At 72.3% G+C, this 12,942-nt stretch carries 10 protein-coding genes; 7 read left to right on the forward strand and 3 right to left on the reverse strand.

Annotated features, from left to right (window positions below; genetic code table 11):
• Positions 1–83: 83 nt before the first annotated feature.
• Entirely contained in the window at positions 84–2,747 is a 2,664-nt protein-coding gene (locus tag ACIO1C_RS25415) for an ATP-binding protein (RefSeq protein WP_401867157.1), read from the forward strand.
• Between the two features lie 106 nt (positions 2,748–2,853).
• A complete protein-coding gene (locus ACIO1C_RS25420) occupies positions 2,854–3,675 on the forward strand; it encodes a pentapeptide repeat-containing protein (protein ID WP_401867158.1) in 822 nt (273 codons plus the stop codon).
• Between the two features lie 4 nt (positions 3,676–3,679).
• Here ACIO1C_RS25420 and ACIO1C_RS25425 read toward each other — a convergent pair whose 3' ends face one another.
• Complete coding sequence (locus ACIO1C_RS25425; RefSeq protein WP_401867159.1) at positions 3,680–5,050, reverse strand: D-alanyl-D-alanine carboxypeptidase family protein; 1,371 nt, start codon at positions 5,048–5,050, stop codon at positions 3,680–3,682.
• Positions 5,051–5,221: 171 nt separating this feature from the next.
• Positions 5,222–6,157 carry a helix-turn-helix domain-containing protein gene (locus ACIO1C_RS25430; protein ID WP_401867161.1) on the reverse strand — a complete coding sequence of 312 codons (936 nt, stop codon included), beginning with the start codon at positions 6,155–6,157 and terminating at the stop codon, positions 5,222–5,224.
• 334 nt (positions 6,158–6,491) lie between these two features.
• Between ACIO1C_RS25430 and ACIO1C_RS25435 the strand changes: the two genes are divergently transcribed.
• From ACIO1C_RS25435 to ACIO1C_RS25455, 5 genes are all read left to right on the forward strand, one after another.
• The gene (locus ACIO1C_RS25435; RefSeq protein WP_401867163.1) at positions 6,492–8,264 is read left to right on the forward strand and encodes a sensor histidine kinase; all 1,773 of its coding nucleotides are present in this window, start codon (positions 6,492–6,494) and stop codon (positions 8,262–8,264) included.
• Positions 8,261–8,668, forward strand: coding sequence for a roadblock/LC7 domain-containing protein (locus ACIO1C_RS25440; RefSeq protein WP_327233506.1), 408 nt, complete (start codon positions 8,261–8,263; stop codon positions 8,666–8,668). Before ACIO1C_RS25435 ends, ACIO1C_RS25440 begins: the two co-directional genes overlap by 4 nt.
• Positions 8,665–9,036, forward strand: coding sequence for a DUF742 domain-containing protein (locus ACIO1C_RS25445; RefSeq protein WP_401867165.1), 372 nt, complete (start codon positions 8,665–8,667; stop codon positions 9,034–9,036). The genes ACIO1C_RS25440 and ACIO1C_RS25445 overlap by 4 nt, the downstream gene beginning before the upstream one ends.
• A complete protein-coding gene (locus ACIO1C_RS25450) occupies positions 9,017–9,655 on the forward strand; it encodes a GTP-binding protein (protein ID WP_401867167.1) in 639 nt (212 codons plus the stop codon). Before ACIO1C_RS25445 ends, ACIO1C_RS25450 begins: the two co-directional genes overlap by 20 nt.
• Positions 9,656–9,779: 124 nt before the next feature.
• Positions 9,780–11,363: a cytochrome P450 gene (locus ACIO1C_RS25455; protein ID WP_401867168.1), complete on the forward strand. Its 1,584-nt coding sequence runs from the start codon at positions 9,780–9,782 to the stop codon at positions 11,361–11,363.
• Between the two features lie 96 nt (positions 11,364–11,459).
• On the opposite strand, the gene ACIO1C_RS25460 is transcribed toward ACIO1C_RS25455, so the two are convergent.
• Positions 11,460–12,542, reverse strand: coding sequence for a hypothetical protein (locus tag ACIO1C_RS25460; RefSeq protein WP_401867169.1), 1,083 nt, complete (start codon positions 12,540–12,542; stop codon positions 11,460–11,462).
• Between the last annotated feature and the right edge of the window lie 400 nt (positions 12,543–12,942).

Consider the following 12,942-nt stretch of genomic DNA (forward strand, 5'->3'; position numbering starts at 1 on the left):
TCCTGGGGAATCCCGTCCGGCGGCGGACGTTCGCGGCTACCCTCGACACCTGACCAGCGCACTGTTCGAAGAGGGGAGCGTGGATGGTGCCCGGGGCCGAGCGGCCGGTCGTTCTTCCTTTGCTCGAACGTGAATCGGAGCTGGCCGCGGCGACGCGGGCGGTGGACGCGCTGTGCGGGACCGCTCCCGCCGGTGGTCTGCTCGTCTACCGGGGTGCCGCCGGGCTCGGGAAGACCGCGTTGCTCAACGAGGTGCGGCGGTTCGCCGCGGGGCGGTGTGCCGTGTGGTCCGCGCGTGGCGGGGAGACGGTCACGTCCGTTCCCTTCCACGGTGTACGGCAGCTCCTGCAACCCGCCCTCATGGCGGGTGAGTCCGGGGGTGCGACGGCGGGGGAGGCCCTCGACGCGCGTGAACTGCTCGGTGACCGGTACGAGATCGTCGGCCCCGCCCTCGGGATCACCCCGCCCGGCACCCAGCACGCCGACCCGCAGGGTGTCAGGGACGGACTCGACGTCCTGGTCGACCGGCTCGCCGAGGTGCACGGGCCGCTCCTGCTCGTGGTCGACGACGCGCACTGGGCCGATCTGGAGACCCTCGCCTGGCTCGCGTCCTTCGCCGAGCGGCCGGCCGGAGGACCGCCGGTCCTCGTTGTTGTCGCGTACCGCACCGAAGAGGCCGTCGGCGAGACCGCGCGGCACCTCCAGACGCTCGGGACCGCCGCCCGACTGCGCGTCTCCCTGCGCGCGCTCACCCCCGAGGCCACCGCCGACCTGACCCGTACCACCCTGGGCGAGGAAGCGGACGACCCCTTCTGCCGCGAGGTGTGGGCCGTCACCGGCGGCAACGCGTACGAAACCGTCGAACTGCTCGCCAAGGTCCAGGACAGCGGACTGCCTCCCGTCGAGGACTCGGCGAGCGCCCTGCGCGCCCTCGGCGCCTCCGCGCGCGGCAAGGGCCTCGTCGCCCGGCTGGAGGAACTGGGCACCAACACCACCAAGTTCGCCTGGGCGGCCGCCGTCCTCGGCACGGACATCTCCCTCGACCTGGCCATCTCCCTGTCGGGTCTCGGGTGGGACGAGGCCGCCGAATGCGCCGAACGGCTGCGCGTGGCCCGGATCCTGGAGGGCACCGACCCGCTGGAGTTCGTCCACCCCCTCATCGCGGGAGCCGTCTACCGCGCCATCCCGCCGGCCATCAGGACCGCGCTGCACGGCCGCGCCGCCTGGGCCGTCTCCCGCAGCGGCCGGGGAGCCGCCGCCGCGGCGCCCCACCTCCTCGAAGTCCACCCGGACAACGACGCGGAACTGGTGGGCCAGTTACGCGAAGCCGCGGCCGAGAACCTCGCCGTCGGCGCACCCGACGCGGCGAGGCGCTGCCTCGAACGCGCCCTGGCGGAACCGCCGTTGCCCGCCGTCCGTGCGCGCGTGCTGTACGAACTGGGCTGCGCCACCCTGCTCACCTCACCGGCCACCACCGTCGGCCATCTGCGCGCCGCGCTCGACAGCCCCGAACTCGATACCGCACTGCGGGTGGACGTGGTGTTCCGGCTGGCGCAGGCCCTCACGCACAACAACCAGACCGGCGAGGCCGCACAGGTCGTCGCCGAGGAGGTGGCCCGCGCCGAACCGGGCCAGGACCGGATGCGGTTGCAGGCCGCGCACTTCCTCTGGGAGGGCGTCCGGGCCGTGGAGGACAACGGACCGGCCCGCTCCGGCCGGCTGCGCGAGGTGGCCCGCACGCTCACCGGCCGCGACAACACCGAACGTGTGCTGCTGATGCTGCGCGCCTTCGACGGCACGGCCCGGGGTGAGAGCGCCGAGGAGATCGTCCAGATCGGTGAACGGGCCCTGATGGACGGGCGGTTGGCGCCCGGCGTCGGCTGGGCCGACGCCGCGTGGGGCTTCGAGGCCCCGGCCCTGCTCGGCCTGTCGTACGCGTTCGCCGACCGGATCGACCAGGCGGAGAGCCTGTTCACCGAAGCGCTGCGCGCCTTCGAGATCTCCGGCTGGAGCGGCGGGCATCTCGCCTTCGCCCACGCGCTCGTCGGGTACGTGCACCGCAGGCGCGGCCGGCTCGCCGAGGCCGAGACGTACCTGCGTGAGAGCCTGCGATTGGCCGACCGCGTCGGCGACGGCCTGCCGATGCACTGGGACGCGGCCTGCATGCTCATCGACACGCTGCTCGCCCGCGGCCAGGTCGGGGCGGCCCAGGAGGCGGCGGAGCGCCACGCGTTCGCACCGCCGTACTCGTCCTCGATCGTCATCCCCGACGCCCAGTCCGTCCGGGGCCGGCTGCTCCTCGCCCAGGGCCGGCACGACGAGGCGGTCGCCGAACTCGAAGCGGCGGGGCGGGCGTTGACGGCCCGCGGCCGGCACAACATCGTCATGGCGCCGTGGGCGTGCGATCTCGCGCGGGCGCTCGCGCACACGGACCCGGTCCGCGCGGCGGAGCTGGCCAGGTACGCCCGCGACCGCGCCGAGCGCTTCGGCACGGACACCGCCATCGGTGTCGCCCTGTGCTGCGAGGCCTCGTTGAAGGAGGGCCCGGCGGCGGTCGAACTCCTCGCCCACGCCGTCGCCCATCTCGACACATCACCCTGCGCGTACGAACGCGCCGTCGCCCGCGTCGAGTACGGCATCGCCGCCCACCTCCCCGTCGAACTCGCCCGCGGCCTGGAACTCGCGAAGAGCTGCGGCGCCGACGGACTGGTGGCCCGGGCGGAACGGGCCATGGCGGCCATCCACTGATCCCACGCGCCGACTCCACGTGGGCCGGTCCCCGTCGGGGCGGGCGCGGCCCGGCCGGTAGGCTCGACGCCGACCCGTGGACGTACAGAGCAGGAGATCAGCGACGTTGTCCGAGACGCCAGGCCCCACCGACGCCGCCCCCCTGCGGGCCGACTGCGGCAACTGCTTCGGGCTGTGCTGCGTCGCCCTGACCTTCTCGGTCTCCGCGGACTTCCCCGTAGAGAAGAAGGCCGGGGACCCCTGCCACCACCTCCGCGACGACTCCCGCTGCGGCATCCACGACCGCCTGCGGACCCAGGGCTACCAGGGCTGCACGGTGTACGACTGTTTCGGCGCCGGACAGCGGGTCTCCCAGGTCACCTTCGGCGGCCGGGACTGGCGGGAGGCACCCGGGACCGCCGGGCAGATGTTCGCCGCGCTCCCCGTGATGCGCCAGCTCCACGAACTGCTCTGGTACCTGACCGAAGCCCTCACGCTCGTACCCGCCAGGCCCGTGCACGCCGAGATCCGCCCCGTCCTGGCCGCCACCGAGCGCCTGGCCGGGAGCGCGCCCGACGCCCTGCTGGAGATCGACGTCGCTGCGCACCGGGCGCGGGTCAATCCCCTGCTGCTGCGGACGAGTGAGCTGGTACGGGCCGAGGTCCGCGGCAAGAAGAAGAACCGCAGGGGAGCCGACCTGTTCGGGGCGAGACTCAAGGGCGCCGACCTGCGCGGGGCCGACCTGCGGGGCGCGTATCTGATCGCAGCCGACCTGCGCGGCGCCGACCTGCGGCTGGCCGATCTGATCGGCGCCGACCTGCGGGACACCGATCTGCGCGGCGCCGATCTGACCGGCAGCATCTTCCTCACGCAGAGCCAGGTGAACGCCGCGAAGGGCGACTCGGGCACCGCGATCCCGACGGCGCTGGTGCGCCCCGCGCACTGGTAGCGGCTCAGCGGTGGCCCGGTCTCCGCCGCGCCGCGCGGACGGTGAAGAGGGCGAGCCCCGCGAGAACCGCCGCGCCGATGACGGCCACCGGCATGAGGTACGAGGACCCGCCCGATCGCGCGGCGTTATCGGCCTCCCGGCCCCCGGGGCCCGCCGCCCCCGCGTCGGCCCGCACTTCGGGCCCGTGCGCCCCGCCCACCGCTCCGGACACCGGCTCGCCCACCACTCCGGACACGGTCCCGGCCTTCCCGGCCCGATGGACGCGCTCCCTCCGCAGGATCCGGTCGGTCTCCTCCGCACCACTCCGCGCCCCGCCCCGTACCGGCTTCCCGGCCGGGCGGCCCGGCGGAGTCACCGGATCGGCCGGCGCGGGACGCAGCGAGCCCACGGGGGTGACCTGCCCCTCGGCGGCGAAGCCCCAGTCCAGCAGCGACCTGGCCTCCTCGTAGACCGCCTGTGACGCGCCCGACTGCGGGTTCATCACCGTCACCAGCAGCGTCCGGTCGCCGCGCCGGGCGGCGGCGACGAGCGTGTTGCCGGCCCGCGAGGTGTAACCGTTCTTGACCCCGATCAGCCCCGGGTAACGCTCCACCCCGCCCGCCCCGCTGAGCAGCCGGTTGGTGTTCTGGATGCCGTACGTGCCCTTGTCACCGGGGAACTGCGCCTCGGCGGTCGAGCTGTACCGTACGAACTCCGGCGAGGCCAGGCCCGTACGGCCGAACACGGCCAGGTCGTACGCCGAGGACACCTGGCCCGGCTCGTCGTAGCCGTCCGGGGACACGACATGGGTGTCGCGCGCGCCCAGCATCCGTGCCTTCTCCCGCATCTGAGCCACCGTCGAGTCCCAGCCGCCGTTCATCGCCGCGAGGACCCGCACCGCGTCGTTGCCGGAGCTGAGGAAAACCCCGCGCCACAGGTCGGCCACCTTGTAGGACCGCCCGGGGATCACCCCCACCAGGCTGCTCCCCTCGCCGATCCCGGCCAGGTCGTCCTCGGTGACCGTGTGCCGGGCGTGCTCGGACAGGTGGGGCAGGGCGGTGACGGCGAAGAGGGTCTTGAGGGTGCTCGCGGGCGGCAGCCGGCGGTGGGCGTTGCGGGCGGCGAGGACGTCACCTGTCACAACGTCGGCGACCAGCCACGACAGGGCGGAGACGTCACTGGGGGGCGAGGGCGCGCCGGCGGCGGGGCGTACCCGCGTGCCCGGTTCGTACAGCAGCGCGCGATCGGCGGTGCGGGTGGAACCGGCGGCCGGCGGGAGGGGTTCGGTCCTGGTGTGGGCGGCGGCCGGGGAGGACGCCGGCAGGAGGACCAGCAGGCCGGTGGCGAGGGCCACCGTCCCGGAGAGCGCGGAGCGCGTCGCGGATCTGATGATCATTCAGCCACGGTAGGAACGGTGGGCGCTCCCCGCACGCCACCTGCGCCGTCCGGACGTACGGGCGTCCGCCACCCGTACATCCGTACATCCAGAGTGAGGGAGGTGACCGCGCACCCGATCGGGTGACGTACGCGGGTCAGCGGTCAGTGGTCAGTGCCTGGCGGTCAGTGGTCAGTGGTCAGCGGGATCGGGAGTGGAGGCGGTGGCCGGGGCCGGGGAGGCCGCAGGCGCCGACAGGGTCGGATCCGGGACCAGGAAAGGGTCGGCCTCCGCCATCCGCTCGGGCACGATGACGTCCAGCAGCTTGAGCCGGTCGGCCTCCGGCGTGCCGGGCGCGGCCGAGCAGGTGACGATCCGCAGGTCGTTGCCCGGCGTGACGAACGTGTCGTAGTCCACGGTCACCGGTCCGACATCCGGGTGATGGACGGTCTTGGTGTCGCTGTCGTGGAACCCGGCGATACGGGAGTTCCACAGCTGCCCGAACCGGCCGCTGACGCGGCGCAGGTCGCCGATGAGGAACCGCAGGTGCTCGTCGGTGGGGTAGCGGACGGTCGCGGCGCGCAGGTCGGCGACGACGGCGGCCTCGAAGCGCGCCTCCTGCTCCAGCGTGTGGCTGATGCGGCTGGGCAGTCCGGCGAAGTGCTGCCACGCGGCATTGCGGCCGCGGCCCTGCTGCGCCGGCGGGTCTCCGAGGAGGGCGGCCCACAGCGGATTCCAGGTGATCAGGTTCCAGGCGGCGTCGTACACACCGCACGGCGTGCCGGTCAGCTGGTCGAGCAGGCGGCGCACGCTGGGCGGGACGTGGTCCGAGACGTGTCCGGTGGCGGGCGGGGACTGGCCGGCGAGGAGGAACAGGTGCCGGTGCTCACCGTCGGACAGCCGCAGACCACGCGCCAGCGTGGTGAGGACCTGGACGGACGGCGAGGTCGCCCGGCCCTGTTCCAGCCGGACGATGTACTCCACGGACAGTCCGGTCAGCTCGGCCAGCTCCTCCCGGCGCAGGCCGGGCGGTCGGCGGGACTCGTCGGCGGGCAGCCCGGCCTCGGCCGGGGTGATCCGGTCACGCCAGCGGTGCAGGGCCGTGCCCAGCTCTCCGTGTCGGCTCATGCGTCCAGTATCAGGCGGTATGGGCAACCCCGCCCGGCGCCGGAGGCCGACGGCGCCGGGACGCGCGCGGACCGGTAGTCGCAATCGATCGCTCGTTCGATAACCGTACCTCTGTGGTCACTCTTCGTGCCGTCGCGGACGCACAGCGTGCAAACGCGCGAGTCTATGCCCGCCGGGCCGGGCCGTGCAGGAGGTTGAACGATTATGCCGATGTGGTGATTCGGGCGGGCTAAGCTCTCGCGGAGCGTGCCGAGTTGAGATGAAATCAGGCATTTGTTCGCAGCTGTCTGAATCATTCGAATGATCCGACTGAATCGACCGCCAGAGGGCTTACATGGTTCGTGTTGAAGCACCCCCGACTGATCAAGCGCCCCCCGTCGTCCGCACCCTGGCGCTCCCCGCCGCCCTGATGGCCGCGGCCACGGCGGCCACCGTGGCCGTCGTCGCCGACGCCGCCCGGATACCGATCGTGCTGTACGGCGCGGTCGCGACCGTCGTGGTCACTTGGTACGCGGCCGAACTGGCCCGGCGCGGCAGGGCGGTCCGCACGCTCCACGAGCGGTACGCCCACCGCGTCGCGCTGTTGGAGCGGTATCTCGCCCAGCACGACGAGGAGACCGTACGGCTCGGCAAGGAGCTGATGCCCGCCGCGATCCACCGGCTGCGCCAGGGCGAATCGCCCCTGGAGGTGATCCGCGTTGTGGTGGACGGCGACGAGAACTACCGCGAACTCCCCCCGGCGCAGCGCACCTTGCTGCGCTCGGTGCTGGACATCGTCGACAACGAGGAAGCCATGCGCGAGTCCGCGCAGCGCTCCTTCGTGAACATCGCCCGCCGCGTGCAGGCCATCGTGCACCAACAGGCCAGCGAACTGAGGGAGATGGAGGAGCACCACGGCCGCAACCCCGAGGTCTTCGACGACCTCCTGCGGATCGACCACGGCACCGCGCTGATCGGCCGCCTCGCCGACAGCATCGCGGTGCTCGGCAAGGCCCGCCCCGGCCGCCAGTGGCCCAAGCCCGTCCCGCTGTTCAGCGTGCTGCGCGGCGCGATGTCCCGGATCCTGGAGTACCAGCGGGTCGACCTGCACTCGATCGCCAAGGTCGCGATCATCGGCACCGCCGTCGAACCGCTCATCCACGCCTGCGCCGAACTCCTCGACAACGCCACCCGCTACTCGCCGCCGCAGACCCGCGTCCACGTCACGGCGGTCGAGGTGCAGACCGGCATCGCGATCGAGATCGAGGACGGCGGGGTCAGCCTCAGCGAGGAGGCCAGGACCAGGGCCGAGCGCATGCTCGCGCAGGCCCAGGCCGGTATCGACCTCAACGACCTCGGCGAGACCCCGCGCCTCGGTATGGCCGTCGTCGGCCGGCTCTGCCAGATGTACAACCTCCAGGTGTCGCTGCGGCAGTCCGCGTACGGCGGTGTCCGCGCCGTCCTCGTCGTACCGCGCGATGTCATCACCACCGGCCCCGCGCCCGGTATCGCGCACGGCATCGGCGCCTCGGCGCTGCCCCGGGGCAGCGGCACGGAACTGCCCATGGCCGACGCGCTGCGGCCCGGCGACCGGGTGCGCCCCGGTGAGCAGGCGGGCCCCGGGGCGCAGGTGCCCCGGCCGGTCACAGGACCGCAGCGGTCCGCCCCCGTCGCCGCCGCCCTGGGGGACGACGCGCCCGTCGTCACGGAGTGGACGGAGAACGGACTCCCGCAGCGGCGCAGCCGTGGCCGCGCCCCCCTCGGTTCGCACAACCTCGGCCGCCGCGCCACCGTGGGGGCGCAGGCCCCCGAGCACCGGGGCGGCCCCGTCGGCGCGCCCGGCAACGGCCGGAGCAACGGCAACGGCAACGGTCATGGCAATGCCCATGGCAAGGGCAACGCGCACGGCAACGGGCACGGCACCGCCGCCGGATCCGCCGCCGCGACCGACAGCGGTCCCGGCGGCGCGCCCGCGCAGAAACCGGGGCCCGGCATCTGGCTCGAAGCGTTCACCAAGGCGGTCAACGGCACCGCGCGGGAGCCGTCCGCCGACGCGGGGGAGACGCCGGCCCAGCCCGGCGACCGGGACGAATCAGACGACGCGTGGGGCAAGGGAGACCTGAAGTGATCCAGCAGAGGGCGAACATGGACTGGATGCTCAAGGAACTGGCCGACGGCGTACCGCAGATCCAGCAGATCGTGGTCCTCTCGGCGGACGGTCTCCGGATCGCCCGGCACGGCGGCGACCCCGACGTCGCCGACCGGCTCGCGGCGGCCTGCGCCGGACTCCAGAGCCTGGCCGCCGCCGTCGCGTCGGAGATCCCCCTCAGCGACGGCCGGATGCGGCTCGTCGTCATCGAGGTCGGGGGCGGCTTCTTCTACCTGATGGAGGCCGGGACCGGCGCGTACCTCGCGGTCCTCGCCGACGAGACGGTCGACGCAGGCCTGGTGGGCGCCAGGATGCGGGACATGGTCGTCCGTATCGGCGCCCATCTGACCAGCCCGCCGCGCCACGACGGGCTGGCCGGATGACTCCTCCCCAACGAGAACGCCGTCGTCCCGAGGCGGACGTGGGGGATCCGGAACGGCTGTACGTGATCACCGGCGGTCCCGATGGCGCCGAGCGCGCCGAACTCGACCTGGTGACCATGATCGTGGCACGTGACGAACCGTCACCGACGGTTCAGCCGGAGCAGGCGGCCATCCTCCGGCTGTGCCGGGCGCCCCTGTCCGTCGCGGAGCTGTCCGCGTACCTGACTCTCCCGTTCAGCGTGGTGACCGCCCTGCTGACCGAACTCCTCGCGACCGAACTGGTCGAATCGCGCGCGCCCGTCGTCCGCGCGGCACTCCCCGACCGGTCCCTCCTCGAAGCGGTGATGCATGGACTTCAGAAGCTCTGACACGGTCGCGGGCACGCCCGCGGGCGGCGTCGCCGGTCCGCGTACCGAAGACGTCCTGCCCACCACGGCCACCTCCGCGGTGAAGGTCGTGATCGTGGGCGGATTCGGTGTCGGCAAGACGACGATGGTGGGCTCGGTCAGCGAGATCAGACCCCTCACCACCGAAGAGACCATGACCCAGGCCGGGGTGGGGGTCGACGACAACAAGGGGGTGGAGAGCAAGACCGCCACCACCGTCGCCATGGACTTCGGCCGCATCAGCATCACGGAACACCTGGTGCTGTACCTCTTCGGCACGCCGGGCCAGGAGCGCTTCTGGTTCCTGTGGAACGGACTCTTCGAAGGGGCCCTCGGGGCGGTCGTCCTGGTCGACACCCGGCGCCTCGAAGTCAGCTTCGACGTGATCGGACGGCTGGAGGAGCGCGGGGTGCCGTTCGTCGTCGCGATCAACACCTTCCCCGACGCGCCGCACCACCCCGTCGAGGTGCTGCGCACCGCCCTCGACCTCCCCGACGAGGTGCCGATGGTCGACTGCGACGCGCGGCTGCGGGCGTCGAGCCGCGATGTGCTGCTGACGCTGATGCGTTATCTGCACGCGCTGGCGCTCCCGCCCGGCTGACCGGCGCCTTCCCCCCTGTTCCTCTTCCTCCTCCACTTCCTTGCCCCGCACCCCACCCCGCGCATCCCGTCTCCGCGCATCCCCTCGACCTTCCGGACCTTCCGGCCCGATTCCTGGAGTGACCGTGACCACCCCCTTTTCCGACCGACCCGGGACGGACGACCACGGGGCACCGCCCCCCGGCTGCCCCGCCCACGGCCTGACCTTCACCCCGGACAGCCTCACCCCCAACGGACTGCGACGGCTGTACGGCCCCGAGGCCGAGAACGACCCCATGGGCCTGTACGAGAAGCTGCGCGCCGAACACGGCACCGTGGCGCCCGTGTTGCTCCAGGGCGACGTGCCGGCCTGGCTGGTCCTCGGCCACAGCGAGAACCTCCACATGACCCGTACCCCGTCGCAGTTCTCCCGCGACGCCCGGCGCTGGCGCGCCCTGCACGACGGCTCCGTGGCCCCCGACCACCCGCTCGCCCCGGTCTTCACCTGGCAGCCCATCTGCGTCTTCGCCGACGGTGCCGACCACGAACGGCTGCGCGGCGCGGTCACCGACTCCATCGCCCGGATCGACCACCGGGGAGTCAGGCGCTACATCAACCGGTACAGCAACCGCCTGGTGAACGACTTCTGCCAGGAAGGCAGGGCCGACCTCGTCAGCCGGTTCGCCGAGCACCTGCCGATGATGGTGATGGCACAGATCATCGGCATGCCGGAGGAGTACAACGACCGGCTGGTCGAGGCCGCCCGCGACATGATCAAGGGCACCGAGACCGCCATCGAGTCCAACGCGTACGTGATGGCCGCCCTGAACAGGCTGGTGGCGCGCCGCCGTATCGCACCCGAGGAGGACTTCGCGACCTGGCTCACCGAGCACCCGGCGGGTCTCACCGACGACGAGGTCGGCCAGCACCTGCGGCTGGTGCTGATCGCGGCGTACGAGACCACCGCGAATCTCATCGCCAACGTCCTGCGCATGGTGCTCACCGATCCCCGGTTCCGGGCCCAGTTGAGCGGCGGGCACATGACCCTGCCCGAGGCGGTCGAGCAAACGCTGTGGGACGAGCCGCCGTTCACCACGATCTTCGGCCGCTGGGCCGTCGGTGACACCGAGTTGGGAGGTCAGCGCATCAAGGCGGGCGACGCGCTGGTGGTCGGGATCGCCGCCGCAAACGTCGATCCGGTCGTACGGCCCAATCTCAACGCCTCGATGCAGGGCAACCGTTCGCATCTCGCGTTCAGTGGCGGCCCCCACGAATGTCCGGGGCAGGACATCGGCCGGGCCATCGCCGACACCGGCATCGACGCGCTGCTGCTGCGGCTGCCGGACATTCAACTCGCCGTTGAGGAGCATGAGTTGCGGTGGACGGCTGCCCTGATGTCCCGTCAGTTGCAGGAGCTGCCGGTGACGTTCGCGCCCCGGCCGCCGCAGGACGTCACCGGACCGCCGAGCGCGTCGCCGCACGTGACACGCCCGCAGTGGCAGGTGGAGTCGCCGAGGCCGGCCGCCGTACCGCGCCAGATGCCTCCGGCCTTCCCGGCCGGGCGTCCTGAGGCCTTGGTGGGAGCCGCGGCGGCGGCCCCCGCGCACGAGGCCGTCCCGGACCCGGGTGCCGGACCCGCGCCGCTGGCGGGGATGATCCCCGCGCAGCGCGAGGGGTCGGCGCCCCGGCGGGCGTGGCGGGCCGTGGCCCGCTGGTGGCGCGGGTACTGAGCCGCTGAGTACGGCCCGGGCCCGGCGGCCGGTGTCAGTGGGGCGGCCGGGGTCCCGCGTCGGTGTGAGTGGGCCGGGACCTGAGCGGTGTCGGTGTCAGTGGGCCGGCTCCAACTGGTCCCACCACCAGGCGATGCCCGGGATGGGGAGCGGCTCCGCGCTGTCGTCGGCGGGGTGCTGCTTCCACCACCCGCCGGGGGTCGCGCCGGGGCCCGACGGCACACGGTAGCGCGGGCACGCCGACGCCCAGTCGAGGTGACCGCGCACGAACTGGGCGAGCCCCTCCACGTACCGGCGCAGCGGGGTGTGTGCCTCCTTGGTCACCTGATCCGACAGCCGTTCGAAGAGCACCATGACGCGGTCCCGCATCGCCACCGCCCGCACCAGTGCGCGAGAGGGATCGCAGTCGTGTTCGCGGCACAGGACGTCGATCAGGTTGAGGTTGTCGTCCGCCCGCTGGAGTTCCTTGTTGCGGGAGTACAGGTCGTTGTCCCAGCTCACCAGGGTCCAGGTGATCTCCGTCAGGGCGCGGACACGCGGATCCTCCATGTCCCGGTCCGGTACCGAGAAACCGCCGACGATCTCGATCATCGCGGTGGACGGCGCCATGCCGATGGACCGCATCCAGAGCGTGACGTAGTCGTCCAGCGTGGGCAGTTCGGGACTCCTGCGCCAGGAGGCCTCCCACACCACGCCCGAGGTGTACACCCGCATCGCGTCCGTCCAGCGCCGTACCTGCTTGGGTGAGGCGAGGCGTTCCAGATCCGTGCGCAGCGCGCGCAGGGCGGAGGTGTGCGGCGAGTCGCCGGGGGAGCGGGAGGCCGGGGCCTCAAGGGCGCGCATGATGCGCGAGGTCTCCTGGGCGAGCAGATCGGCGGTGGCACCGGACTCGTCACACACACTGTCGTCCAGTGAGAACAGCACCGCGTGGAACTTGGACATGAGCGTCAGTGGTTCCACCTGCCCGTACGGCATCGTCGACGCGGTGAGACCGCCGAAGTCGCACACGGCCAGCCGCTCGATCTGGTGCTCGTCGGTGTCGAGCCGCTGCTGGAGCATCCACTCCACGGTCACCTGGTTGAACGTGTCGACGGCGGGGTGCCTGACGGGCGGGAAGGGACAGTAGAACGGCACAGCGGGCAGCTGTTGGGCCGAGGTCTGTTCCGAGACACGGGTCATGATCGGCCTCCTGTATGCGACGAGAGGGGCGGTATGTGCCGGTTGTGTGCCGGGGGTGCGCCAGGTGGTGCGCCGGAGCGCTGCCTTGCTGTGGGAGTGACTGATGGAGCGTATATGCCGGGGTCGGATCGTCAACTGCATATCAATTGGCCAGCGCTTGGCCGAAATTGACTGATCGTGAGCGTGTGGATGTCACTGCGGAACGCGCGCTGACCGGGCTCCGGCGGCTTCTTCCGTCCGTCCGCCGCCACGCGTGTGGGGGAGGGCGATCGCTTCCGGAGTGTTCATGGCTGACCTGTATCGGTCGGGACAACGTCCGGATCACTACGGAATACGTCTTTGACCGGTCGTGTCGAGAGACGGATGCACGCGGTCCGCCTACCTCTCCGGATGACCGGAC

Origin of the sequence: Streptomyces sp. NPDC087420 (assembly GCF_044744165.1) — a bacterium.
Classification (GTDB): Bacteria; Actinomycetota; Actinomycetes; order Streptomycetales; family Streptomycetaceae; genus Streptomyces.